At 69.5% G+C, this 23114-nt stretch carries 26 protein-coding genes and 1 rRNA gene; 19 read left to right on the top strand and 8 right to left on the bottom strand.

Features of this window, described 5'->3' with window-relative positions:
- Window positions 1-77: 77 nt before the first annotated feature.
- On the bottom strand, window positions 78-1181 hold the full coding sequence (locus tag ACFWMR_RS35035) for a branched-chain amino acid aminotransferase (RefSeq protein WP_378381492.1): 1104 nt from the start codon (window positions 1179-1181) through the stop codon (window positions 78-80).
- Window positions 1182-1297: 116 nt separating this feature from the next.
- Here ACFWMR_RS35035 and ACFWMR_RS35030 point away from each other — a divergent pair, with 116 nt between their 5' ends.
- On the top strand, window positions 1298-1609 hold the full coding sequence (locus ACFWMR_RS35030; protein WP_378381491.1) for a hypothetical protein: 312 nt from the start codon (window positions 1298-1300) through the stop codon (window positions 1607-1609).
- A gap of 4 nt (window positions 1610-1613) precedes the next feature.
- Here the strand turns inward: ACFWMR_RS35030 and ACFWMR_RS35025 are convergent, their stop codons facing one another.
- Both ACFWMR_RS35025 and ACFWMR_RS35020 read right to left on the bottom strand, forming a co-directional pair.
- On the bottom strand, window positions 1614-2240 hold the full coding sequence (locus tag ACFWMR_RS35025; RefSeq protein ID WP_093938714.1) for a DUF402 domain-containing protein: 627 nt from the start codon (window positions 2238-2240) through the stop codon (window positions 1614-1616).
- Entirely contained in the window at window positions 2233-3087 is an 855-nt protein-coding gene (locus ACFWMR_RS35020; RefSeq protein WP_378381490.1) for a hypothetical protein, read from the bottom strand. Before ACFWMR_RS35020 ends, ACFWMR_RS35025 begins: the two co-directional genes overlap by 8 nt.
- A gap of 133 nt (window positions 3088-3220) precedes the next feature.
- Between ACFWMR_RS35020 and ACFWMR_RS35015 the strand changes: the two genes are divergently transcribed.
- From ACFWMR_RS35015 to ACFWMR_RS35005, 3 genes are all read left to right on the top strand, one after another.
- Window positions 3221-4723 carry a leucyl aminopeptidase gene (locus ACFWMR_RS35015; RefSeq protein WP_378381488.1) on the top strand — a complete coding sequence of 501 codons (1503 nt, stop codon included), beginning with the start codon at window positions 3221-3223 and terminating at the stop codon, window positions 4721-4723.
- Between the two features lie 98 nt (window positions 4724-4821).
- Window positions 4822-5805, top strand: coding sequence for an SMI1/KNR4 family protein (locus tag ACFWMR_RS35010; RefSeq protein WP_378381487.1), 984 nt, complete (start codon window positions 4822-4824; stop codon window positions 5803-5805).
- A gap of 33 nt (window positions 5806-5838) precedes the next feature.
- Window positions 5839-6291, top strand: coding sequence for a GNAT family N-acetyltransferase (locus ACFWMR_RS35005; protein ID WP_378381486.1), 453 nt, complete (start codon window positions 5839-5841; stop codon window positions 6289-6291).
- 7 nt (window positions 6292-6298) lie between these two features.
- Here the strand turns inward: ACFWMR_RS35005 and ACFWMR_RS35000 are convergent, their stop codons facing one another.
- The gene (locus ACFWMR_RS35000; RefSeq protein ID WP_167406415.1) at window positions 6299-6643 is read right to left on the bottom strand and encodes an oxidoreductase; all 345 of its coding nucleotides are present in this window, start codon (window positions 6641-6643) and stop codon (window positions 6299-6301) included.
- Window positions 6644-6857: 214 nt separating this feature from the next.
- Between ACFWMR_RS35000 and lpdA the strand changes: the two genes are divergently transcribed.
- The 8 genes from lpdA to ACFWMR_RS34960 all read left to right on the top strand — a co-directional run bounded on the left by lpdA (window position 6858) and on the right by ACFWMR_RS34960 (window position 14457).
- On the top strand, window positions 6858-8231 hold the full coding sequence (gene lpdA, locus ACFWMR_RS34995) for a dihydrolipoyl dehydrogenase (protein ID WP_093938708.1): 1374 nt from the start codon (window positions 6858-6860) through the stop codon (window positions 8229-8231).
- Window positions 8232-8290: 59 nt separating this feature from the next.
- Window positions 8291-10060, top strand: a complete 1770-nt coding sequence (gene sucB / locus ACFWMR_RS34990; RefSeq protein ID WP_093938707.1) for a 2-oxoglutarate dehydrogenase, E2 component, dihydrolipoamide succinyltransferase — start codon at window positions 8291-8293, stop codon at window positions 10058-10060.
- Between the two features lie 197 nt (window positions 10061-10257).
- Window positions 10258-11340 carry a serine hydrolase gene (locus tag ACFWMR_RS34985; protein WP_378381485.1) on the top strand — a complete coding sequence of 361 codons (1083 nt, stop codon included), beginning with the start codon at window positions 10258-10260 and terminating at the stop codon, window positions 11338-11340.
- A 22-nt stretch (window positions 11341-11362) separates the two neighbouring features.
- Window positions 11363-11854, top strand: a complete 492-nt coding sequence (locus tag ACFWMR_RS34980) for an ArsR/SmtB family transcription factor (RefSeq protein ID WP_093938706.1) — start codon at window positions 11363-11365, stop codon at window positions 11852-11854.
- 14 nt (window positions 11855-11868) lie between these two features.
- Window positions 11869-12753, top strand: a complete 885-nt coding sequence (locus tag ACFWMR_RS34975) for a TIGR01777 family oxidoreductase (RefSeq protein ID WP_093938705.1) — start codon at window positions 11869-11871, stop codon at window positions 12751-12753.
- Entirely contained in the window at window positions 12750-13364 is a 615-nt protein-coding gene (locus ACFWMR_RS34970) for a phosphatase PAP2 family protein (RefSeq protein ID WP_378381484.1), read from the top strand. Before ACFWMR_RS34975 ends, ACFWMR_RS34970 begins: the two co-directional genes overlap by 4 nt.
- A 10-nt stretch (window positions 13365-13374) precedes the next feature.
- On the top strand, window positions 13375-14118 hold the full coding sequence (lipB, locus tag ACFWMR_RS34965) for a lipoyl(octanoyl) transferase LipB (protein WP_093938703.1): 744 nt from the start codon (window positions 13375-13377) through the stop codon (window positions 14116-14118).
- Between the two features lie 57 nt (window positions 14119-14175).
- Window positions 14176-14457 (top strand): hypothetical protein, encoded by a 282-nt coding sequence (locus ACFWMR_RS34960; protein WP_093938702.1) that lies wholly within the window; start codon window positions 14176-14178, stop codon window positions 14455-14457.
- Between the two features lie 65 nt (window positions 14458-14522).
- On the opposite strand, the gene ACFWMR_RS34955 is transcribed toward ACFWMR_RS34960, so the two are convergent.
- Both ACFWMR_RS34955 and ACFWMR_RS34950 read right to left on the bottom strand, forming a co-directional pair.
- Window positions 14523-15458 (bottom strand): LLM class F420-dependent oxidoreductase, encoded by a 936-nt coding sequence (locus ACFWMR_RS34955; RefSeq protein WP_378381483.1) that lies wholly within the window; start codon window positions 15456-15458, stop codon window positions 14523-14525.
- An 81-nt stretch (window positions 15459-15539) separates the two neighbouring features.
- Complete coding sequence (locus ACFWMR_RS34950; RefSeq protein WP_093938700.1) at window positions 15540-16157, bottom strand: TetR/AcrR family transcriptional regulator; 618 nt, start codon at window positions 16155-16157, stop codon at window positions 15540-15542.
- A 132-nt stretch (window positions 16158-16289) separates the two neighbouring features.
- On the opposite strand from ACFWMR_RS34950, the gene ACFWMR_RS34945 reads away from it, so the two are divergent.
- The 5 genes from ACFWMR_RS34945 to ACFWMR_RS34925 all read left to right on the top strand — a co-directional run bounded on the left by ACFWMR_RS34945 (window position 16290) and on the right by ACFWMR_RS34925 (window position 20459).
- Window positions 16290-16820 (top strand): hypothetical protein, encoded by a 531-nt coding sequence (locus tag ACFWMR_RS34945; RefSeq protein ID WP_378381482.1) that lies wholly within the window; start codon window positions 16290-16292, stop codon window positions 16818-16820.
- A 43-nt stretch (window positions 16821-16863) separates the two neighbouring features.
- Window positions 16864-17820: an oxidoreductase gene (locus ACFWMR_RS34940; protein WP_378381481.1), complete on the top strand. Its 957-nt coding sequence runs from the start codon at window positions 16864-16866 to the stop codon at window positions 17818-17820.
- 37 nt (window positions 17821-17857) lie between these two features.
- Entirely contained in the window at window positions 17858-18859 is a 1002-nt protein-coding gene (lipA, locus tag ACFWMR_RS34935; protein WP_093938698.1) for a lipoyl synthase, read from the top strand.
- A gap of 61 nt (window positions 18860-18920) precedes the next feature.
- Window positions 18921-19583 carry a DedA family protein gene (locus tag ACFWMR_RS34930; RefSeq protein WP_005163231.1) on the top strand — a complete coding sequence of 221 codons (663 nt, stop codon included), beginning with the start codon at window positions 18921-18923 and terminating at the stop codon, window positions 19581-19583.
- A 9-nt stretch (window positions 19584-19592) separates the two neighbouring features.
- Window positions 19593-20459 carry a patatin-like phospholipase family protein gene (locus tag ACFWMR_RS34925; RefSeq protein WP_378278242.1) on the top strand — a complete coding sequence of 289 codons (867 nt, stop codon included), beginning with the start codon at window positions 19593-19595 and terminating at the stop codon, window positions 20457-20459.
- On the opposite strand, the gene ACFWMR_RS34920 is transcribed toward ACFWMR_RS34925, so the two are convergent.
- The gene (locus ACFWMR_RS34920; RefSeq protein WP_244199983.1) at window positions 20413-20700 is read right to left on the bottom strand and encodes a hypothetical protein; all 288 of its coding nucleotides are present in this window, start codon (window positions 20698-20700) and stop codon (window positions 20413-20415) included. The two genes, ACFWMR_RS34925 and ACFWMR_RS34920, sit on opposite strands and share 47 nt — an antisense overlap.
- On the opposite strand from ACFWMR_RS34920, the gene ACFWMR_RS34915 reads away from it, so the two are divergent.
- Window positions 20693-21751, top strand: coding sequence for a L,D-transpeptidase (locus tag ACFWMR_RS34915; protein WP_378381480.1), 1059 nt, complete (start codon window positions 20693-20695; stop codon window positions 21749-21751). The two genes, ACFWMR_RS34920 and ACFWMR_RS34915, sit on opposite strands and share 8 nt — an antisense overlap.
- Window positions 21752-21767: 16 nt before the next feature.
- Complete coding sequence (locus ACFWMR_RS34910) at window positions 21768-22520, top strand: SIR2 family NAD-dependent protein deacylase (RefSeq protein ID WP_378381479.1); 753 nt, start codon at window positions 21768-21770, stop codon at window positions 22518-22520.
- A 512-nt stretch (window positions 22521-23032) separates the two neighbouring features.
- Here ACFWMR_RS34910 and rrf read toward each other — a convergent pair.
- Window positions 23033-23114: ribosomal RNA gene (gene rrf, locus ACFWMR_RS42690) — 5S ribosomal RNA — on the bottom strand; the annotation flags it as partial.

The following is a 23114-nucleotide window of genomic DNA, read 5'->3' as shown; positions in this document are numbered from 1 at the left end:
GGCCCCCTTCATTGCGCTAGGCGCAATGAAGGGGGCCTTCACGTACTTCAAGCGACCGAAGCTCGGTGACGCCTGGCTCAGCCCAGCGGGTACATCCAGCCTTCCGGAGCGGGCCGGGTGCCCTCCTGGATCCCGGTCAGCGCGCCGCGCAGCTTCATCGTCAGCTCGCCCGGCTGCCCGCCGGCGACGGAGAACTCGCCACCCGCGTGCTTCACGTGCCCGACCGGCGTGATGACCGCCGCGGTCCCGCAGGCGAACACCTCGGTCAGCTCGCCCGAGGCCGCCGCCTTCTCCCACTCGTCGGTGGAGACGCGCCGCTCCTCGACCTGGTGCCCGAACGACTTCGCCAGCTCCAGCAGCGACTTGCGGGTCACGCCGGGCAGCAGCGAGCCGGTCAGCTCCGGGGTCACGACGCGGGCCTCGTCACCGGAACCGAAGACGAAGAACAGGTTCATCCCGCCCATCTCCTCGACCCAGCGCCGCTCGACCGCGTCGAGCCACACGACCTGGTCGCAGCCCTTCTCCACGGCCTGCGCCTGCGCCAGGAACGACGCCGCGTAGTTGCCGGCGCACTTCGCCTCGCCGGTGCCGCCGGGGACCGCCCGCACGTACTCGGTCGAGAGCCACACCTTGACCGGCTTGACGCCACCCGAGAAGTACGAGCCCGCGGGCGAGCCGATCAGCGCGTAGAGGTACTCGTTCGCGGGCCGGTTGACGCCGAGCCCGGCTTCGGTGGAGATCATGAACGGCCGCAGGTACAGCGACTCGCCCGGCTTCGTCGGCACCCAGCGGCTGTCGACCGCGATGAGCTCGCGGATCGAGCCGAGGAAGACCTCGACCGGCAGCTGCGGCATGGCGAGGCGCTCGGCCGAGTTGCGGAACCGGATCGCGTTCGCGTCGGGCCGGAACGCCGCGATCGTGCCGTCGGGCTGGCGGTAGGCTTTGAGACCCTCGAAGATCGCCTGGCCGTAGTGCAGCACGGAGGTCGCCGGGTCGAGCGTCAACGGCGCGTACGGTCCGACGGTCGCGTCGTGCCAGCCCTTCTCGGCGCTCCACTTCACGGTCACCATGTGATCGGTGAAATGCAGCCCGAAACCGGGTGCGGCCAATACGTCCGCGACGCGTTCCGGGCTCGCGGGGCTCGGGTGCGGGAGGTGGGTGAACTGCGTCGAGGTCGTCATGTGTAGACGATAACGCTTGGTCGGACCCACGTTAGTCGGACGTCCGCATATCTTTACCCCCGTCGAACTGTCCGCTAGGACGAACACGCGAGGCCCCGCGCCCCTAGGATGGCGGTGTGACGTACAACCAGATGCAGCCCGCCGGCCCGGCCCAGCCCGCCGCCCCCGGCGCGGGGGCCGACGTGAAGACCTTCGTGACGGCGGTGTTGCTGACCTTCGGCGTCGGCCTGCTCATGATGGACGGCTGGGCCCTGCTGAGCAGCGGCTTCGGCGCGTTCCTCGGCCTGGTCGGCGGCGGCTTCGGTGTCTTCTGGTGGCGCCACATCCACGGCAAGGTGTTCCCGCGTGAGCTGTCCACCAAATCGGTGGTCGTCCTCGCGGTGATCAACATCGCGCTCGCGCTGCTGCTGTTCCTGGTCGCGGGCTAGCCGCCTAGAGCAGCCCGTCGGGCAGTCCGGGCGCGGGCCAGTCCGGGTCCGGCCGGAAGTCGGTCCACGTCCCGTCGAAGGGGAACCGCCCGGCCGCGGCGAGCGCCCCGACCCGTTCGCCCTCCGCGCGCAGCCGCTCCAGCTGACCGGTGGTGATGCGGCCCGCGAGGACGGCCTCTTCGGCCTCGTCCTCGTCTTTCCACTGCCAGCGTCCGCCGGGCTCGACGGCGACGTCGAGGATGCCGTCGATCCGGTCCGGCCCCGACGGAGTGCGCCCCAGCGGGACTTCGAGGTTGACGTACCAGTTCAGGAAGCGGCCGCCGGCGTCGAAGAACCACCAGACCGACGACCATTCGTCGTCGGCGATCCGGCGCAGGGTCGAGGTGTCGCGCCAGAAATCGGCCACGCGCACCCGCGGCACCCGGAACCGTTCCTCCAGCGGCGCGTCACGGAAGAGCCGCCCGTCGGCGAGCCTGCTGCCGATGATCGGGGTGTCCGCGGGAAGCCAGCCGAGCAGCACGGTGCCGTCGTCGGCGAGAACCCGCAGCGGGTGATGCTGGCCGATCGAGCCGTCCGGTCGCAGGAACCGCTCGACGACCGTGTCGCCCGGGGCCCAGAGAGGATCACACACTCCTCGAACGGTACCGACGGGCGCGGACCCGCAGAACCAGTTCGGCGAGCGTTCCCACTCCCGCGAGCCCGAGGGCCACGACCGGCCCAGCGAAGGCGGCGGCGACGGCCACGATCAGTCCACAAGCGAGTGTCGTCTTCGGACGTTCCGGGGAAAGCCGCTCCCTGCCGTCGGTGAAGGCGTCCACCGCGACGGGAACGGTCGCCACGGCGACCACCACGGTCAGCACCGGGAGCAGCGAGACCGCGTCGGCCGCGGCGAGGAGCTCACGGAACGACGTCGCCGAAAGCCCCAGCCGGACCGGCCCCAGCTGGTAGAGGGCGACGGCGATGATCGCCACGGCCACCGCGCCCACCGCGGCCGCGCGGCCGGCGCCGGGACGCCGGGGCAGCAGGAACGGCAGCAGGATCAGCACGGCTAGGCCGAGGCCTGGCACGGACGGCGGATCCGGCGCGATGAACTGCGCCAGGGGCGGGATGCCGACGCAGATCGCGATCAGGGACGCGGCGGCGGCCAGCAGCAGACCGGTGACCCAGCGGGCGGCGTAGTCCCCCAGGCGGACCCCGGCCAGGTCGGCGACGGCAGCCACCACGGCGAACACCGCGGCGGCGACGCCCGGCGCGGTGGGGAAAAGGTACTGCCCGAACGTCGTCGCGAAGACCAGGACCAGGCCCAACCGTGAAACGGAGCCCGCGATCCGCTCGGGCCGGGTATCCCCGACCGGTGGCAGCAGCGCCTCCGCCGCGACGGCGAGCACGGCCGCGACCACGGCGGCGAGAAGTACCCAGTAGTCCGCTCCGGAGGTGCCCACCGCCAACGCGATGAGCAGACCGCCAGCCAGTCGCACGCTGTCTCCCTTCCAGTTCGTCCAGCTACCCGGTCGGCCCCGCTGTTCCCCCAGGTCCCGCTGTCATTAGCATGGCTCACGATCCAACCGGGCTCCCCGCCCGGTACCACCGCGAACGCGCGAGGAGCCAGAAGTGACCGTGCCGAAGCTTGCCCTGACCGAGAACGCCGAAGCGGCGCTTGCCAAGACGCGCGCCGACGTCGTCGTCATCGGAACTTTGCAGGGCGAAGACGGCCTGGCGCTCGCCGCCGGCTCCTCCGTCGCCGACGCCGCCTTCGACGGCAAGCTCGCCGAGGTCCTCGGCACCCTCGGCGCTTCCGGCAAGGCCGACGAGGTCGTCAAGGTACCGACGCTGGGCAAGCTGTCCGCCGGTGTCGTGCTCGCCGTCGGCCTCGGCAAGGCCGGCGCGGACGGCGTCACCGCCGAGCAGGTCCGCCGGGGCGCCGGTGCCGCCGCGCGGGCGCTGAGCGGCATCGACCGCGCGTTCGTCACGCTGTCGGCGATCGACCTGCAGGCCGCCGTCGAGGGCACCGCGCTCGGCGCCTACAACTTCACCGAGTACCGCTCCGAGAAGGGCGACGGCTCGGTCGCGAAGGTCGACTTCGTGAGCCCGGAAGAGGGCGCCGCCAAGGACCACAAGGCGACGCTGAAGGCCGCGACCCTCATCGCGGAGTCGGTCATCATCGCCCGCGACCTGATCAACACCCCGCCGAACGACCTGTTCCCGGCCTCCTTCGCCGACCGCGCGAAGACGCTGGCCGAGGCGAACAACCTCGACTTCGAGGTCCTCGACGAGAAGGCGCTCAAGCGCAAGGGCTTCGGCGGCATTCTCGGCGTCGGCGGCGGTTCGTCGCGGCAGCCGCGCCTGCTGCGCGTCGCCTACAAGCCGGCGAAGGCGTCGAAGAAGGTCGCGCTGGTCGGCAAGGGCATCACCTTCGACTCGGGCGGCATCTCGATCAAGCCCGCCGCGAACATGGACCACATGACCTCGGACATGTCGGGCGCGGCCGCCGTGCTCGCCTCCGTGGTGCTGGCCGCGAAGCTGAAGTACCCGCTCGAGGTCGTCGCGCACATCCCGCTGGCGGAGAACCTGCCCTCGGCCACCTCGTACCGGCCGGGCGACGTGCTCAGCATGTACGGCGGCAAGACCGTCGAGGTGCTGAACACCGACGCCGAAGGCCGTCTCGTGCTGGCCGACGCGATCGTGCGCGCGGGCGAGGAGAACCCCGACTACCTGATCGAGACCTCGACGCTGACCGGCGCGCAGGTCGTCGCGCTGGGCAACCGCACCGCGGGCGTCATGGGCTCGGACGAGTTCCGCGACCGCATCGCCTCGATCGCGCAGGCGACCGGTGAGGGTGGCTGGGCCATGCCGCTGCCGGAGGAGCTGCGCGCCGACCTCGACTCGCGCCTCGCCGACCTGGCGAACGTGACTGGGCACCGCTGGGGCGGCATGCTCGCCGCGGGCATCTTCCTGCGCGAGTTCGTCACCGAGGGCCTTCCGTGGGCGCACATCGACATCGCGGGCCCGTCATTCAACACCGCCGGGCCGTGGGGCTACACCGGCAAGGGCGGCACCGGCGTCCCGGTCCGCACCATCGCCGCGGTCCTCGCGGACATCGCCGCCAACGGCTGATCTCTTTCGCGTGTGAAGGCCCCCTTCCCTCGGCCACGGTTTCAAGTGACCAGCCGGGGAAAGGGGGCCTTCACGCGCTTTGTGGCAAGGTCGGTGCCGTGGACAGGGACGCGTACCTCGAAGGCGCGATCAGGGACGTGCTCAGCGGCGACGACGCGACGCTCGACGACCGGATCGGGCACGCGGCGCTGCTGTTCGCCGCCTCCGGTGACATGGCGGAAGCCGACAGGCTGGTCACGCATTGGCACGCGCTCACCGAACGTCCCGTCACGACGCTGGTCCCGAGCGCGGTGCAGGCCCGCGCGTGGGCGATGCTCTTCGAAGCGCGAGGAGCGCACCCGGAGTGGGCCGCGGCGATGATCCCGCTCGATCTCGACGCCGAGGAACGCGCCCACGACGAGTACCTCGCCCGGCGAGTGTCCGATCTCGACGGGCTGCTCGGCGGTTCCCCGATCGGCGAGGCCGTCTCGCACCTCGGGCCGTCGCGGCCGGATCGGTTGCGCGAGGCCGTCGCGCGAGGCGACCTGGACGCCTGGACCGAGATCGCGTCGCGACAGGGCCGCCCGGACGTCGCCGTCCTCGCCGCGACACGCCGCCTCGCGCCGCTGCTCGCCGGCGGGGCGGACCCGCTCGGGCTCGGCGACTGGTCCGGGCTGTGCGCCGGGGCGCTGGTCGCGGCCCTCTACGAGCGCTACCCGCCCGACACCGGCTCCTGGCGCGAGCTGGTCGCGGGCATCCTCCGGCTCCGCGGCGGCGGCACCGCGCCCCCGGCGGCGTCACCCCGCACCATCGGCGCGGCCGAAGCGCGGCTCGGGCTCCGGCTGCCCGACGACTACCGCGAGTTCCTCCAGACCTGCGACGGCCTGCCCGCCGACGTCGTCTTCCCCCGGCTGCTCGGGACGGCGGAACTCCGCGCGGAGGGCGGTGTCGTCGTGATCGCGGATCCGGCCGTCGTGCTGCTGACGGCCGCCGGCGAACAGTGGCGGACGGTGGAGATCGACCCCGCGCTCGGCACGACCGTCCATCCGACGTTCCGCGCGCTGCTGGAGCGGCACTTGCTCCTTTTGGCCCAATCTGCGTGAAATCCGGCGGAGCGCGTCGCTAGCTTCGCGACCATGACCTCTCTCACGCTCGCGAAGATCACCCGGGACAACGTCGGCGCCGCCTGTTCGATCGTTGTCGAACCGCGTCAGGAGTCCTATGTGGCTCCCGTCGCCCGGTCACTCGCCGAGGCCTACGCCCAGCCCGAAATCGCCTGGCCGCGGCTGATCCTCGCCGACGGCGAACCGGTCGGGTTCGTGATGGGCGGGTTCGATCCGGACTGCCCGATCGACCACTTCCGCTGCGGGATCTGGCGGCTCAACGTCGCGGCAGGACGGCAAGGCAAGGGCTACGGCCGTTTCGCCGTCGAGGCGGTCCTGGACGAGGCACGACGACGTGACCAGCGCCGGGCGACCGTCCTCTGGGTTCCGGGCGAGCACGGTCCGGAGGCGTTCTACCTCCGGCTCGGCTTCCGTGACACCGGCACGGTCCACGACGGACAGCACGTCGGCGAGATCGACCTCTGACCCCGCCTCAGGCTTCGCCGCGCTTCTTCCGCTCGGTGTACTCCCGCATCCGCTTCGGGTAGCCGACCCTCGCCACCTCGTACACTGGGATCGACCGTTTGTGACCGAATTGCTGCGCCGCGTCCAGGCTCTCGATCCGGCGCCGGGTCCACTCACCGTCATGGGCGATGAGGACGACCGTGGTCTCGGTGACGTTGGTCTTCGGCTCCACATAGGCCTCGACACCGGTCCGTGTAGAGGCCCACTCCTCGAGATGCTTGAAGTCGGTTGAAGAGGCTTTCCGCAGCGTACCGGGCTTTTGCCCGCCTTTAGAGCGCCGGCGCAGCGAGTCGAACAGACCCACTCCGACCACCTCACTTCCCATTCGCGTCCGATGTCCATTATCCCGACGCGGGCGTGTGCTCAGCGTGGCGGTCCGCGCGGGGCGTGTCCCGTGGGTCACACGACGCGGCCTAGGTCGCAGCCTCTCCACACGTAGTGACAAGATGGCAAGTGTCCGCGCGCGCGTATACCGCGCGGAGCGGCGCCAGAGCACCACCCCTACCGCTTGCCGAGGAGTTATTGAAGTGACCGACACCTCCGCCGACCTTGTGATCCTGGGTGGCGGATCGGGCGGCTACGCCGCCGCGTTCCGCGCGGCCGAGCTGGGCCTTTCCGTCACCCTGATCGAAAAGGACAAGCTTGGCGGGACGTGCCTCCACCGAGGCTGCATCCCGACCAAGGCCCTCCTGCACGCGGCGGAGGTCGCCGACGAGACCCGCGACGCCGAGACCTTCGGCGTCAAGGCCGTGCTGGAAGGCATCGACATCGCCGGGGTCAACAAGTACAAGGACGGGATCGTCTCGCGCTTGTACAAGGGCCTCCAGGGCCTGGCCAAGGCGCACAAGGTGAACCTCGTCGAGGGCACCGGAACGTTCGTCGGCGGCACGACCGTCGAGGTCGACGGCACCCGCTACACCGGCAAGAACGTCATCCTCGCCACCGGCTCGTACTCGAAGACGCTGCCCGGCCTGGAGCTCGGCGGCCGCATCATCGCGAGCGAGCAGGCGCTTTCGCTGGACTACATCCCGAAGAAGGCCATCGTTCTCGGCGGTGGTGTCATCGGTGTCGAATTCGCGTCCGTCTGGGCGTCCTTCGGCGTCGACGTCACCATCGTGGAGGCGCTGCCCCGCCTGGTCCCGAACGAGGACGAGTACGCGTCCAAGCAGCTCGAGCGCGCTTTCCGTCGCCGCAAGATCGGCTTCAAGACCGGCGTCCGGTTCACCGGTGCCAAGCAGGACGACAACGGCGTCAGCGTGTCGCTGGAGTCCGGCGAGACGCTGGAAGCCGACCTGCTGCTGGTCGCCGTGGGCCGCGGCCCCAACTCGGCCGGGCACGGGTACGAGGAGGCCGGCGTCAAGATGGAGCGCGGCTTCGTCCTCACCGACGACCGCCTGCGCACCAACCTGCCGAACGTCTACGCCGTCGGTGACATCGTCCCTGGTCTCCAGCTCGCGCACCGCGGGTTCCAGCAGGGCATCTTCGTCGCGGAAGAGATCGCCGGCCAGGAGCCGCGCGTGATCGACGAGAGCGGCATCCCGCGCGTCACCTACTCGCACCCCGAGGTCGCTTCGGTCGGCCTGACCGAGTCGCAGGCGAAGGAGAAGTACGGCTCCGACGTCACCACCTTCACCTACGACCTCGGTGGCAACGGCAAGAGCCAGATCCTCAAGACCTCCGGTGGGGTCAAGCTGATCAAGGCTCCGGAAGGGCCGGTCGTGGGCGTGCACATGGTGGGCGACCGCGTCGGCGAGCTGATCGGTGAAGCGCAGCTGATCTACAGCTGGGAGGCGTTCCCCGAGGACGTGGCCCCGCTCATCCACGCGCACCCCACCCAGACCGAGGCCCTCGGTGAAGCGTTCCTCGCCCTGGCGGGCAAGCCGCTGCACGTCCACAGCTGACGTCTCACCGTCGAAGAACCAGAAGACCAAGCAAGACATATCAAGGGAGTCAGCGAACGATGGCCTACTCCGTCACGTTGCCGGAGCTCGGTGAGAGCGTCACCGAGGGCACCGTCACCCGGTGGTTGAAGCAGGAGGGCGACACCGTCGAGGTCGACGAGCCGTTGCTCGAGATCTCCACGGACAAGGTCGACACCGAGGTCCCGTCCCCGGTCGCCGGCAAGGTCGTGAAGATCAGCGCCCAGGAAGACGAGACCGTCGAGGTCGGCGGCGAGCTCGCCGTCATCGACGACGGGACCGGCGGGGTGCCGGAGTCCTCCGGTTCCGCCGAGCCCGCCGCCGAAGAGGCGCAGCCCGAGCCCGAGCCGGAACCCGCGAAGGAAGAGGCCGCCGCGCCGTCCCAGCCGGACACCGCGCCCGCCTCCGGCGGCGAAGGCACCGAGGTGAAGCTGCCCGAGCTGGGCGAGAGCGTCACCGAGGGCACCGTCACCCGGTGGCTCAAGCAGGTCGGCGAGAGCGTCGAGGTCGACGAGCCGCTGCTCGAGATCTCCACGGACAAGGTCGACACCGAGGTCCCGTCCCCGGTCGCCGGCACCGTGCTGGAGATCCGCGCCGGCGAGGACGAGACCGTCGAGGTCGGCGGGGTGCTCGCGGTGATCGGTGCCGCCGGTTCCGCCCCGGCCCCGAAGGCCGAGCCCAAGCCGGAACCCAAGCCCGAGCCGAAGCCCGAGCCCAAGCCGGAACCGAAGCCCGAGCCCAAGGCCGAAGCGGCTCCCGCGCCGAAGCCCGCCCCGGCTCCGCAGGCCGCCCCGGCTCCCAAGGCCGAAGCGCCGAAGCCCGCCGCGGCGAGCTCCGACAACGGCTCGGACAACGCGCCGTACGTGACGCCGCTGGTCCGCAAGCTCGCTTCGGAGCACGGCATCGACCTGTCGTCGCTGACCGGCAGCGGTGTCGGTGGCCGCATCCGCAAGCAGGACGTGCTCGCGGCCGCCGAGGCCAAGCAGAAGGCCGCTCCGGCTCCCGCCGCGCAGCCCGCTGCCGCCGCCCCGGCCGCCGCCGCCCCGTCGGCTCCGCGCAAGGCCGCGGTTTCGCCGGAGCTCGCGGCCCTGCGCGGCACCGTGCAGAAGGCCAGCCGGATCCGTCAGATCACCGCCACGAAGACCCGCGAGTCGCTGCAGCTCTCCGCGCAGCTCACGCAGGTCCACGAGGTGGACGTCACGAAGATCGCCAAGCTCCGCCAGCGGGCGAAGGCGGCCTTCAAGGAGCGCGAGGGCGTCAACCTGACGTTCCTGCCGTTCTTCGCGAAGGCCACCGTCGAGGCGCTCAAGCAGCACCCGAACGTCAACGCGTCCTACAACGAGGACACGAAGGAGATCACCTACCACGGTGCGGTGCACCTGGGGATCGCGGTGGACACCGAAAAGGGTCTGCTGTCGGTGGTCATCCACGACGCGGGTGAGCTGAGCCTCGCCGGTCTCGCGCACCGCATCGCCGACCTGGCGGGCCGCGCGCGTTCGGGCCAGATCAAGCCGGACGAGCTGTCGGGCGGCACCTTCACGATCACGAACATCGGCTCCAACGGCGCCCTGTTCGACACGCCGATCATCGTGCAGCCGCAGTCCGGCATGCTCGGCACCGGCGCGGTCGTGAAGCGCCCGGTCGTGATCGCGGACGCCGACGGCAACGACACGATCGCCGTCCGGTCGATGGCGTTCCTGCCGCTGACCTACGACCACCGCCTGGTGGACGGGGCCGACGCGGGCCGCTTCGTCACGACGATCAAGCAGCGTCTGGAAGAGGGCAACTTCGAGGACGAGCTCGGTCTCTGATCCTCCTGTGGTCCGTGAAGGCCCTCGTCCCGCTTCGGCGGGGCGGGGGCCTTCGCCTTTCTCCTCGCGTTTAGTCCTCTGGATGCGGTAGTTGGCACCACGAACTACCGCATCCAGAGGACTAACTGCCGGGTTTGACAGCCACCTCGAACTCTAGTATTCCGGAATTACGGAAAACAAGAGGGAGGGTGTTGACCATGCTGACCAGACGCCATCTGCTGGCCGGAGCCGCCGCCGGATCGGCCGCGTTGCTCCTGCCGGGAATCGCGAGCGCGGCCCAGCCGGACACGACGACACAACAGGGCTGGCTCGACTGGATCGCCGCGCACCGGCGCGACGTCTCCGTCCTGATCGACGACGGCGCGGGCCGTCGTGCCGCTCACAACGCCGACACCGGACGCCTGCTGGCGTCCTCGGTCAAGGTCGTGCACCTCAGCGCGTACGCCGTCGCCGTCGCCGAAGGCAGGCTCGATCCGGACGAACAGATCCGGGTGGGCGACTGGGACGCACACCACCCGTTCGTTTCCGACGGTCGCGCACATTTCCAGGCGCTCAACTGGCTGGGTGTCCCCTGCGACGACTACGGCATCGCCAAGGATCCCGAGCGACGCGTCCCGCTGGCGCGGATTCCCGAAGCGATGATCTTCTTCAGCGACAACGCGGCCACGGACTACCTCCGCACCCGCCTCGGCGATCCCGCTCTCCGGCGTGCGGCGGCGCGGGGTGGCTGGGCGAGGCCGGACACCCGTTCGCTGGGCGGCGAAGTGCTGATGCTGATGCTGCCGGAGTACGCGCCCCCGCCCGGCAGTCCCGTCGCGGTCCGGCGGGCGATGGGCGACGCGGTGGCACGGCGGTTCGTGGCCGATCCCGCCTTCCGGGCCGAAGCGTTCGAACGCATCCCGGACATGCCGTCGACACCGGACGCGCAATGGCCCTGGGTCAAGGACCACGCCCGAGGTTCGGCGTCGGAACTGTTCTCGCTCCACCGCGGTATCGCCAGGGGGCTCTACCCGCAGGCCAGGGAGATCCTCGCTCGCCCGCTTTCCGGCCGCGTCCCACCCGGCGCGAGCGAGGTGCTCATCAAGGACGGGGCGCTGCCGCGCACGCTCACCATGGGGCTTTCCGTCCGCTGGCCAGGCGGTCGTTCCGGCACGGCGGCCGTCCTGCTCCACGGCGTGACCGATCAGGACGTCCAGAACGAGCTACCGTTGATCGACCTCGTGCTCGCGGCGCTGTCCGATACCGCGCGGTTCGCCGCCCTCGAACGAGCACTCTGCTGAGGCGAAGGTATAGATATCCGGTATGGACGCTGAGCTCGCCGACCGGATCGCCGCCCTCGAAGCCCGGGTCGCCGCGCTCGAAGGGCAGGGGCAGCCCGAACCGGTGGCGAGCCCCGGCGGGCTGGTCGGCTACCACGGTGAGCTGACCGACCCGCTCGAATTGAACTGGGCGATCAACGTCACGCCCGGGCCGATGCTGGCGTTCGCGGACGGGCCGCGGGTCGAGGTGCTCGCGGCCCTGTCCAGCACCGCGCGGGTGGCGCTCGTGCGGACGCTGGCCGAGAAGGGCGCGCAGACCGCCCCCGCCTTGCAAGAGGCCGCCGAACTGGGGTCGCCGGGCCAGCTGTACCACCACCTCAAGGCGCTGACCGGCGCCGGGATCGTCGAGCAGGACAAGCGCGGCAGCTACCGGCTCAAGCCCACCGCGACGATCCCGGTGCTGGTACTGCTCACCGCCGCGTCCGACGTCGCCGGGCAGCTGAAGAACCTGAGCGTGCGACCGGATCGCGGATAGGCAACGATCGGATCATGCGAGTTCTGATCGCGGGTTCGAGCGGACTGATCGGCACCTCCCTGACGAAGCGGTTGCGCGGCTCCGGGCACGAAGTGGTCCGCCTGGTGCGCCGAGAGGAGCGAAGCGGCGACGAGCGCCGCTGGGATCCCCCCGCCGGGGAGATAGCCGACGGCGCGCTCGACGGCGTCGACGCCGTGGTGAACCTCGCGGGCGCCCCGCTGCTGCCCGGACGCTGGAGCGCGGCCCGCAAACAGGTCCTGCTCGACAGCCGGGTAGAACCGACGGAGGTGCTCGCGGAAGCCGTCGCCGAACACGAGATCCCCGTACTGGTCAACGCTTCCGCCGTCGGCTACTACGGCGATCCCGGTCCGTCCCTTGTGGACGAATCGACTCCGGCGGGACGCGGGTTCCTCGCCGAACTCTGCACCGCTTGGGAGGGCGCCACCGAGACCGCGGCCACCGCGGGCGCCCGGGTCGTGCGCATCCGCACCGGGCTGGTGCTCGCGCGCAAGGGCGGTCTCCTCGACGTCCTGCGGCCGCTGTTCCGCCTGGGACTGGGGGGAAAGCTCGGCGACGGCAGGCAGTACATGCCGTGGATCTCGCTCGACGACGAGGTCGGCGCGATCGTCTTCGCACTGGAGAACGAGTCGCTGTCCGGCGCGGTGAACCTCTCCGGGCCGCAGCCCGCCACCAACGCGGCCTTCACCAAGGCTTTGGGGCACGCCGTGCACCGCCCGGCGTTCTGGCAGGTTCCCGGGTTCGCCATGAAGATCGCCCTCGGACAGGCGGCCGAGGAGATGGCGCTGTTCGGGCAGCGCGCCATGCCCAAGGCACTGGAGGAAGCGGGGTACGAGTTCCGCCACCCGACCCTCGAGGACGCGCTGGCCGCCGCGACATGACCGCGCGGCGCGGTCTGTACATCCTCGCCGGAACCCTTCTGCTGATCGGCTTCGTCATTCTCGGGCTGTCCGTCGGCAAGCGGCCGCCGCCGGTGGACGTCGCCCTCGCCGACACCTTCCGCGGGCAGTTCACCCGGCCCCTCGGTCAGGTGGCCGACCTGGTCACGAACGTCCTCGGCCCGGTCCTGCCGTTCGCGCTGGGCGCGGTGCTGGCGGTGATCGCGCTGCGCCACCGGGAACTGACCGCGTTGTGCGTCAAACTGGCCGTCGTCCTGGTGCTGTGCCGCCTGACCAGCCTGATCGCCAAGCCGCTGTTCTACCGCGACCGGCCCCGCGAATTCCCCGATCCGAGCTACCCGAGCGGGCATGTGGTCGCCGTCGCCTGCACCGGGTTCGTCGCGGTACTGTTGTGCGCTTGGACACGTCCCCGGCTGCGGCGTCTCGCGGTCACGATCGCCGTCGCGGCGACGCTCGTGGGTGCCCTCTGCCGCATCGTGCTGGGTGTGCACTGGCTGACCGACACCGCGGGATCCGTACTCGCGGTGGGTGGTGTGGGCCTGATTTCGGCGGCCGGGCTGGGGCTGCTGCCCCGGCCGGAAGACCCGGCGTAGTGTCGCTCAGGTGAGCTCTTCGACCACGTCATGCCGTGCCGCCACCGAGCCCGTCGACGTCCGCGAGATCGGGACGATCGACTACACCGAAGCCTGGGAACTCCAGCGCCGGCACGTGACAGCCCGTGCCGACGACGAGGGCCCCGACACCATGCTCCTGCTGGAGCACCCTTCGGTCTACACCGCGGGAAAGCGCACCGAAACCGAGGACAGGCCGACGGACGGCACCCCGGTGATCGACGTCGACCGCGGCGGGAAGATCACCTGGCACGGTCCCGGCCAGCTGGTCGGGTACCCGATCATCAAACTGGCCGACCCGATCGACGTCGTGCACTACGTGCGGCGTCTCGAAGAGGCCCTGATCACCGTCTGCGACCAGCTCGGCGTGCACACCGGCCGGGTCGAGGGCCGCTCCGGCGTGTGGATCCCCGCCGACGACCGGGGTGTGGAGCGGAAGATCGCCGCGATCGGCATCCGCGTGCAGCGCGGCGTGACCATGCACGGTTTCGAGCTGAACTGCAATCCCGATCTGGGCGCCTTCGACAAGATCGTCCCGTGCGGCATCCGGGACGCGGGCGTGACGTCGCTGTCCTACGAACTCGACCGCGAGGTCACGGTGGCGTCGGTGCTGCCGATGGCGCGCGAAGCCGTGCTCGCGGCGCTGGAAGGCGACCTGCCGGTGAGCGACGAGCGCTGGTTGGCGCGCCCCGAGGCACCCGCCGCACCCGGCGTCACTTTCGCTCTCCAGAACTGAGACCTGTGCCAAGCTCCTGGTAGGCCGCGGAAACGCCGCGGCTCACTGGGAGGAATCATGCGCGGATTCGCGTACACCGCCGCGGTCGTGGCCGCTGTCGGAGGATTGCTGGCCGCACCCGGCGTCGCTTCGGCGGTGCCGCCGAGCTGCTGGACCGAGACCAACGGCTCGACCTGGGCCGCCGGCTTCTGCCCGAGCGGCACCTACAAGGTCGTCGTCCAGTACTGCCGCCCGAACTGCCATCGGGAAGAGGGCTACCCCGCCGTCAACGGCAATCCTTCGGGGATCTCGTTCAGTCCCGGGGGCTCCATCGCCAGCGTGGACGTCGAGTACGTCTAGAAGACCGTGAAGGCCTCCTTCCCTACTCTGAAGGTAGGGAAGGAGGCCTTCACGGCATCCCGGCTTCAGTCCAGCTGAGGTGCGACCTCGGAAGCGATCAGCTCGACCTGGTCCAGATCCGAAAGGTCCAGCAACTGCAGGTAGAGCCGGGTGATCCCGGTCGTCTCCCGCCACTGCCCGATCTTCTCGACGACCTCCGACGGCGTCCCCGCCAGGCCGTTCTCCCGCAGCTCGCCCACCTCGCGCCCGATGACACCGGCGCGCTTCGCGACCTCGGCCTCGTCACGGCCGACGGCGACCACGAGCGCGGCCGAGCGGATGATCTCCTTGGGGTCGCGCCCGATCTCGCGCGCGGCGTCGTCGACGCGGCCGAACTGCTCGACGGCGAACTCCGGGCCCACGAACGGCAGGTTGAACTCGTCCGCGTAGCGAGCGGCGAGCGCAGGGGTGCGCTTCTTGCCGCCACCGCCGATGATCACCGGCGGCCGCGGCCGCTGCGCCGGCTTGGGCAGGCCGGGCGAACCGTCGAGCTTGTAGTGCTCGCCGTCGAAGGAGAACGTCTCCCCTTCCGGCGTCTCCCACAGGCCGGTGACCACCGCGAGCTGCTCGGCGTAGCGGTCGAAGCGCTCCTTGATCGGCGGCAGGTCGAGGCCGTAGGCGGTGTGCTCGTCGTCGTACCAGCCCGAACCGAGGCCGAGTTCGACACGGCCGCCGGACATCTGGTCCACCTGCGCGACCGAGATCGCGAGCACCGACGGGTGCCGGAAGGTGGCGGCGGTGACGAGCGTGCCCAGCCGCACCCGGCTGGTCTCGCGGGCGAGACCCGCGAGGGTGATCCACGCGTCGGTCGGTCCCGGGAGCCCGGTCGCCGACCCCATCTTCAGATAGTGGTCGCTGCGGAAGAAAGCGTCGTAACCCGCGTCCTCGGTGGCCTTGGCCACCCGGAGCAGGTCTTCGTAGCTGGCCCCCTGCTGGGGCTCGGTAAAGATCCTGAGGTCCACGCATCGATTAAAGACCAGCGCCGCGAAGCGGCTCCGTTGAGGGCGGTGGCGGGGGCATGGATGGACCTAGCGACGGAGTGCTCAGCTCGCCTTCCCGTGCTCGGCGGGCGGGACACGGCGGAAGCCGACGAGCAGCCGCACCAAGACCTCTTCGACCTGGGCGCTGACCTTCTTCGGCTCCGGCGAGCTCGCGATCTCGATCGCGGCGCTCGACAGCGCGCCGAACAGCAGCCGCGCGGTGACGTCGACCGGGACGTCGTCGACCTCGCCGACCTCGATGAGCGACTGGATCCCGGTGCGGACCAGGCCGAAACTGCACCGCTCCTCGGCCTCGCGCCAGCGCTCCCAGCCCATCACCACCGGCGCCTCGTGGATCGCGATGCGCTGATACGCCGGGTCGAGGCAGCTTTGCAGGAAACCGCGCAGCCCGGCGAGCGCCCGTTCCCACGGCGAGTCCGGCCCGTTCATGATCTTTTCGAGCCTGTCGAACACCTGGCTCTCGACCGTGTCGAAGGCGGCCTCGAAGAGCGCCTGCTTCCCACTGAAATGGTGGTACAGCGCGCCTTTCGTCACCCTGGCCCGCTTGGCGATCTCGTCGAGAGACGTGCCGGCGTATCCGCGTTTGGTGAACAGCTCAACGGCACTCTCGACGAGTGCCGACCGGGTGGACTCGGAATAGTCCAGCCGCCTTGACCTCATTGTCGCCACCTTCACAACTTTACGCCGCCGGTCCCGCTCCATACCCATGGTATGTTGACTGCTGTCAGGTCCGTACCGGGAGTATGCCGCAAACCTGCGGTATGAACCGGGTCACGGAGGGGAGCCCACATCATGAGCTGGAACGACTTCTACCAGCGGCGCGACATCCTCGAAGCCGCACTGCGCCAGGCGGGTCATCACCCGTCCGACGCGATCTCACTCGAAGAAATCCCTGGCGCCACCAAGTACTTCGCGACCGAAGAAGAGCTTTTGCTCGCGCTTCGGTACAAGTGGAACCAGGTGTTCTCCGGTCGCCTCCGCGCCGAGATGACCGACCCGGATTACGCCGACCAGGACCTCGCGCTCGACCGCGTCGAAGCCGTCACCCGTGCCTGGAACAGTGCCACCGCCGAACACGAGACCCTCCGCGCCGTTCTCGACGCGGCGCTCGAGCGGTGCCCGGCGCTGATCCCGTCGCACGAGGCCGAACTGCGCACTCTCGCGCTGACGGCGGGACTGGCCGACGGCGAGGAGCCGCGCGACGAGATCACCAAGGTCGGCAGCGCGTTCGCCACCCTGCTCCGGCACGGACGGCACGCGAAGCCCGCCCGCCGCCGCAGCCCGATGGGTCACCTGCTCCGGCTGCTCGCGCCGAGCGCCTGACCTGCTTTGGCGGCACCGCCGACGATGTAGTTAGGTGACCGACATGGCTGCTCACGCGCGCTGGACCGAGGCCGACATCCCGGATCAGACCGGCCGGACGGTGTTCGTCACCGGTGCGAACTCGGGGCTCGGACTGCGCATGTCCGAGGTGCTCGCGGGCAAGGGGGCCCGCGTGCTGCTCGGCTGCCGGTCACCGGAGCGCGGGGCCAAGGCGCTGGAGCAGGTGCGCGCGGCCGCGACCGGCGAAGCGCCCGAGCTCGTCCGGCTGGATCTCGCCGACCTCGACTCGGTGCGCGAAGCCGCGAAGAAGGTCCAGGAACTGTCGGGCGGCAAGCTCGACGTCCTGGTCAACAACGCGGGTGTGATGGCGACGCCGCGCGGCCACACCAGGGACGGCTTCGAGACCCAGTTCGGCACGAACCATCTCGGGCACGCGGTGCTGACCTGGCTGCTGATGCCGTCGCTGCGCGGCGGCTCGAAGGCCCGTGTCGTGACCTTGTCGAGCGTCGCGGCGACAGGCGCGCGCATCGACGTCGCCGACCCGAACTTCGAACGCCGGATGTACAACCCGGGTTCGGCCTACGGCCAGTCGAAACTCGCCAATCAGGTGTTCGCGCTCGAACTCGACCGCAGGCTGCGCGCCGCGGGCGAGGACGTCGTCAGCGTGGCGGCACACCCCGGCTACACGTGGACCGGACTCGGTTCGGGAATGGCCCGTTCCTATCGCAACCGAGTGGTGCGCGCGCTCGTCGGCGCCGGCAACCGGATCGGCGAGATCTTCATCGCGCAGAACGCCCGCCAGGGCACGCTTCCGCAGCTGTTCGCGGCGACGTCCTCCGAGGTCGAAGGGGGCGACTACATCGGCCCCCGCGGGCTCGGCGGGCTCCGCGGTGCCCCGGTCAAGGTGCGGCCGCTGACCCCCGCGAGGAGCGAATCGCTCGGTGCCGCGCTGTGGGACGTGACCAGCAACTTGACGGGCGTCACCCCCGACCCCGCGTGAGCGGCCACCACTACTCCGGCGGGCGTAGGGTGAGGGTGTGAGTGCTGCCCCAGATGGCCGCAAACTGTTGCGGCTCGAGGTCCGGAATTCCCAGACTCCCATCGAAAAGAAGCCGTCGTGGATCAAGACGCGCGCCCGGATGGGACCGGAGTTCACCGAACTCAAAGGCCTGGTGCGCCGCGAAGGCCTCCACACCGTCTGCGAAGAAGCCGGCTGTCCCAACATCTACGAATGCTGGGAAGACCGTGAAGCCACCTTCCTGATCGGTGGCGACCAGTGCACCCGTCGGTGCGACTTCTGCCAGATCGACACCGGCAAACCCGCCGAGCTGGACCGCACCGAGCCGCGCAAGGTCGCCGAGAGCGTCCAGGCGATGGGCCTGCGCTACTCGACGGTGACCGGTGTCGCGCGTGACGACCTCGAAGACGGTGGCGCGTGGTTGTACGCGGAGACCGTGCGTCAGATCCACGCGTTGAACCCGGGTACCGGTGTCGAGTTGCTGATCCCGGACTTCAACGCCGACCCCGACCAGCTCGCCGAGGTCTTCGGCTCCCGCCCCGAGGTGCTCGCGCACAACGTGGAGACGGTGCCGCGGATCTTCAAGCGCATCCGCCCCGGTTTCCGGTACGCGCGTTCGCTGGAGGTCATCACGAAGGCCCGCGAAGCCGGTCTGGTGACGAAGTCGAACCTGATCCTCGGCATGGGCGAGACCCCCGATGAGGTCGCGCCCGCGATGCAGGACCTGGTCGACGCGGGCTGCGAGATCCTCACGATCACCCAGTATCTGCGTCCGTCGCCGCGGCACCACCCGGTGGACCGGTGGGTCAAGCCCGAAGAGTTCGTCGAGCACTCGAACGCGGCCGAGGCCATGGGCTTCGCCGGCGTCATGGCGGGGCCGCTCGTCCGGTCCTCGTATCGCGCCGGGCGTCTCTTCGCGCAGACGAAGGCCCGCCGCGGTGAGCCGCTGTCGGAGAACCTGGCGCACCTCGCCGCCGAAGGCACCGCGGCCCAGGAGGCCAGCTCGCTGCTGGCTCGGTGACTCCGGTCACCCTGTCCGCGACATCGCCACCCACCAGGTCACGAATCAGTAAAGTGACCTGGTGGCGTTGGTAACGGATCTTCTCAATTGGCTGCAGGGACTCCCGGAACCGGGACTGGTCGCGGCGACCGGCGGACTGGTGTTCGCCGAATGCACCATCGGGCTCGGCTTCATCGCGCCCGGCGAATCGGGGCTGCTGATCGCGGCCACGACGGCGACGTCGGTCTCCCGTTTCCTCACCCTGTGGGCGGTCGTGACGGTCTGCGCCGCGCTGGGCGACTCGCTCGGCTACGCGATCGGCAAACGCTTCGGCCCGCGCCTGCGCGAAACGAAGCTGATCCGCAAGTACGGCCTCGACGCCTGGGACAAGGCCACGGGCGTGCTCGAACGGCGGGGCGCGTGGGCGGTGTTCTTCGCGCGATTCCTCCCGGTGATCCGCACACTGACCCCGGCCGCGTCCGGGACGTCGGGCCTGCCGTTCCGCAAGTTCCTGCCCGCCGCCGCGGCGGGCGCGGCCTGCTGGTCGGCCATCCACATCGGCATCGGCGCCGCCCTCGGTGAGGCCGCGAAGAAGGTCGAAGGCGTACTGAACACCGGTGGCTTGGTCATCGTGGGCGTCCTCGTCGGTGTCGCCGTGTTCTTCCTGCTGCGCTACAAGAAGAAGAAAGCGCTCGCCGTCACAGCCGAAGAAGCCACCCCGGCGAAGATCGGCGCCGACGACTAGATTCCGGGCATGGCCGCCCTGAACCTGCCCCAGCCGATCGGTTTCGTCCTCGGCGGTGGCGGCAGCCTCGGCGCCATGCAGGTCGGGATGCTGCGAGCCCTCACGGAAGCCGGGATCACGCCAGACCTCGTCGTCGGCACCTCGGTGGGTTCGCTGAACGCCGCCGTCCTCGCGCTCGGAGGCGAATCGGGCGACCGGCTGGACCGGATCTGGTCACGGATGACGCGGCACGAGGCGTTCCCCGGCGGCGTGCTCAGCCAGGTGCGGACCCTGCGGCACAGCAAGACCAACCTGTTCCCCAACACCGGGCTCGCCGCGATCGTCGACGAGCACATCGGCGAGGGCGTCCGGTTCGAGGATCTCGCGCTGCCGCTGGGAGTCGTCGCCACGGACGTCGACACCGCCGAGCCGCTTCTCATTCGCTCAGGGCCCGTTCTGGCGCCCTTGCTGGCCAGTTGCGCGATCCCCGGGATCTACCCGCCGGTGCCGTTCGGGGAGCGCATGCTCTACGACGGCGGCCTGGTCGCGAACGTGCCGATGCGCCAAGCGCTCGCGATGGGCGCGAAGTCGCTCGTCGTCCTCGACTGTGCCTTCCCCGGCAAGATGCCCGGCACACCGCAGACCTTCGCCGAGGTGATGATGTTCACCGCGATGATCAGCATGCGGAACCAGGCAGTGCTGGAGGCTCCGATCGCCGCGGCGGAAGTACCCGTGGTCTACGTGCCGGGGCCGAAGCCCGTGCGGGTCAGCCCGCTGGACTTCAGCCACACCACGGCACTGACCACCGAGGCCTATGCCGCCGCGAAGACCTATTTGGGTGAATTGAGCGTCAATGGCCCTGGTCTTTACGGTGCACCGGGTCTCGTTGTGGCGTGACAAGCAACCAACCGGCATCGATCACGTCTTCTTCGTCGCGTACTTTTGAAAGAGAACTTTCCGCTGATCGAGCGACGTAAAAAGAGAATCTCATGTTTCCCAAGAAGACATTACTTTCGACGGCCGGAATACTCGCCGCACTACTGCTGATCTCGGCCTGCTCGTCCTCCGGTGGCACCGGTACTTCGAATTCCTCCGGCCCGAGCGCCGGATCGGACGAAACCCCGGTTTCGGTGACCATCGATCCGGCGGGCGGGACGAACGTCAATCCGGCGACCCCGGTCGTGGTCAAGGCCGAGCACGGCAAGCTGACCGACGTCACCGTCAGCAACGCCGACAAGGGCAACCAGGTGAAGGGCGAGCTCGCGAGCGACGGCCTCAGCTGGAAGACCACCGAGCCACTCGGCTACGGCAGCACCTACAAGATCGTGGCGCATGCCCAGGGCACCGACGGAAAGCCTGTCGAGCAGCAGAGCAGGGTCTCCACCCTGAGCCCGAAACAGCAGGCGAACCCGAACCTGATCCCGGCGCCCGCGGCGGTCGCGTCGGGCGGGGTCGGCGTCGGGCAGCCGATCGTGTTCGCCTTCGGCCAGCCGGTGAAGAACAAGGCCGAGGTGGAGAAGAAGCTGTCGGTGGAGTCCACGCCGAAACAGGAGGGTTCCTGGTACTGGATCGACGACAAGAACGTCCACTACCGGCCCAAGACGTACTGGCAGGCGGGGACCACGCTCAAGGTGTCGGCGATGATCTACGGCGTCGATTTCGGCAATGGCGTCTACGGCGCGACCGATCGCACCGAAACGTACAAGGTGCACGATTCCTGGGTCGCGAAGGCCGACGGCAACACCGAGCAGATGCAGATCTTCCACAACGGCCAGATGGTGAAATCGATGCCCATTTCGATGGGCAAGGACGCGACGCCGACACATTTGGGCGCGCACGTCATTTCGGACAAACACGAGAATTACACTATGGACTCGTGCACTTACGGTGTCTGCCAGGGCCAGCCGGGGTACTACAAGTCGAACGAAAAGTGGTCACTCCGGATCTCGAACGACGGTGAGTTCGTCCACGAGAACCCGAACAGCGTCGGCTCGCAAGGCAGCGCGAACGTGTCGCACGGCTGCATCAATCTCAACGCCGCCAACGCGCAGTGGTTCTACCAGAACTTGGGGCTCGGCGACGTCGTCGAGGTGACCAACTCCGGTGGCCCGCAGCTGCCGGTCTGGGACCTCTACGGCGACTGGTCGAAGTCCTGGGCGGACTGGCAGGCGGGCAGCGCGGTCAAGTAACGGTCATCATGGGACGGTGACCACCGATCCCCGACTGGACGAGGCCCGTTCGCTCGTCACCGGCGCCGGCCGGATCGTCGCACTGACCGGCGCCGGGATCTCCACCGATTCGGGGATCCCCGATTTCCGCGGCCCGCAGGGTCTGTGGACCCGCGATCCGGGCGCGGAGAAGATGTCGAACCTCCAGGCGTATCGAGGCAGTCGTGAGGTCCGGGAACGGACTTGGCAGGCGCGGCTGGTGCACCCGGGTTGGGATGCGGCGCCGAACGCCGCGCACTACGCCCTCGAACGCCTGTCACCGACGCACATCGTCACCCAGAACATCGACCGGCTGCACCAGAAGGCGGGTTCCCCGCCGGAGCGCGTGCTGGAACTGCACGGGACGATGTTCGAGTCAGTTTGTTTGTCCTGCGACGACCACCGGGACATGCGCTCGACTCTGGAGCGCGTCCGCGCGGGCGAGACCGACCCGCCCTGTCTGGTGTGCGGCGGCATCCTGAAGTCGGCCACCGTCTCTTTCGGCCAGCACCTGGACCAGAGCCTGCTCCGGGCCGCGCGTGCCGCGGTCTCCGAAAGCGATCTCCTGCTGGTGGCCGGGTCATCCCTGAGTGTGCAGCCGGCCGCTTCGCTGGTGAGTGTGGCCTCGCGCGCCGGAGCCGACGTGGTGATCTGCAACGGCTCCGAAACGCCCTATGACGCCATGGCGACCGTCGTGATCCGCGGTCCCCTCAGCGAGACCCTCCCCGCCCTCACCACTCCCCGCATTTAGTCGACTAAATGCATAGTGGGACGGCGTGCGGTCTCGCCCGGCCCGTAACTCGCGTGCCCGAACTCGTCACTCGCGTGTCCGGCCCCGGTGACTTTGTGTGTCCCGCCCCGTGATTCGCGTGTCCGGAGCCGGATCTCGCGTGATCAGCGCCGTGACTCGCGTGCCCGAACTCGTCACTCGCGTGCTCAGAGCCGTGACTCATGTGTTCAGGGGCGGATCTCGTGTGTGCGGGGACGGATCTCGTGTCCGGCCGGGTGTCTCGTGTGCTTGAGGGGACGGCACGGCACCCCGGGATGCCGGCGTCGTTGTGTGTTCCGTCTCTGATCACGTGTGTCACGGGTTCAGTCACGCGTGTCACGGGCTCGATCACGGGTGTGACGGGGTCGGGCACGTGAGTCACGAGGTGGGGCGTGAGTGGGGCGGGGTGCGGGCATGAAGAAAAGGGCCGAGGGGCTGGGAGAACTCTCGGTTCTCGACCAGGCCCTCGGCCCTTTTCTTTTTCTTTAATGTTAGTCCGGCGGTGTCCTACTCTCCCACAACCCTTCGGTTGCAGTACCATCGGCGCTGTCAGGCTTAGCTTCCGGGTTCGGAATG

Source organism: Amycolatopsis thailandensis (genome assembly GCF_042723255.1).
Taxonomy (GTDB): Bacteria; Actinomycetota; Actinomycetes; order Mycobacteriales; family Pseudonocardiaceae; genus Amycolatopsis; species Amycolatopsis thailandensis.
Note: the sequence above shows the minus strand (reverse complement) of the source record. Positions and strands in the feature narration are given on the sequence as shown.

What these genes read in the sequence shown, in the direction of transcription:
- ACFWMR_RS34985 (WP_378381485.1), top strand. Translation starts at nt 10,258, where the DNA reads ATGCTGACCAGACGCCATCTGCTGGCCGGAGCCGCCGCCGGATCGGCC.
- ACFWMR_RS34950 (WP_093938700.1), bottom strand. Translation starts at nt 16,157, where the DNA reads ATGAGGTCAAGGCGGCTGGACTATTCCGAGTCCACCCGGTCGGCACTC.
- ACFWMR_RS34960 (WP_093938702.1), top strand. Translation starts at nt 14,176, where the DNA reads ATGCGCGGATTCGCGTACACCGCCGCGGTCGTGGCCGCTGTCGGAGGA.
- ACFWMR_RS34925 (WP_378278242.1), top strand. Translation starts at nt 19,593, where the DNA reads ATGGCCGCCCTGAACCTGCCCCAGCCGATCGGTTTCGTCCTCGGCGGT.
- sucB (WP_093938707.1), top strand. Translation starts at nt 8,291, where the DNA reads ATGGCCTACTCCGTCACGTTGCCGGAGCTCGGTGAGAGCGTCACCGAG.
- ACFWMR_RS35035 (WP_378381492.1), bottom strand. Translation starts at nt 1,181, where the DNA reads ATGACGACCTCGACGCAGTTCACCCACCTCCCGCACCCGAGCCCCGCG.
- ACFWMR_RS34980 (WP_093938706.1), top strand. Translation starts at nt 11,363, where the DNA reads ATGGACGCTGAGCTCGCCGACCGGATCGCCGCCCTCGAAGCCCGGGTC.
- ACFWMR_RS34945 (WP_378381482.1), top strand. Translation starts at nt 16,290, where the DNA reads ATGAGCTGGAACGACTTCTACCAGCGGCGCGACATCCTCGAAGCCGCA.
- ACFWMR_RS35005 (WP_378381486.1), top strand. Translation starts at nt 5,839, where the DNA reads ATGACCTCTCTCACGCTCGCGAAGATCACCCGGGACAACGTCGGCGCC.
- ACFWMR_RS34975 (WP_093938705.1), top strand. Translation starts at nt 11,869, where the DNA reads ATGCGAGTTCTGATCGCGGGTTCGAGCGGACTGATCGGCACCTCCCTG.
- ACFWMR_RS34940 (WP_378381481.1), top strand. Translation starts at nt 16,864, where the DNA reads ATGGCTGCTCACGCGCGCTGGACCGAGGCCGACATCCCGGATCAGACC.
- ACFWMR_RS34970 (WP_378381484.1), top strand. Translation starts at nt 12,750, where the DNA reads ATGACCGCGCGGCGCGGTCTGTACATCCTCGCCGGAACCCTTCTGCTG.
- ACFWMR_RS34920 (WP_244199983.1), bottom strand. Translation starts at nt 20,700, where the DNA reads ATGGTCACCGAAACCGGGGTTTCGTCCGATCCGGCGCTCGGGCCGGAG.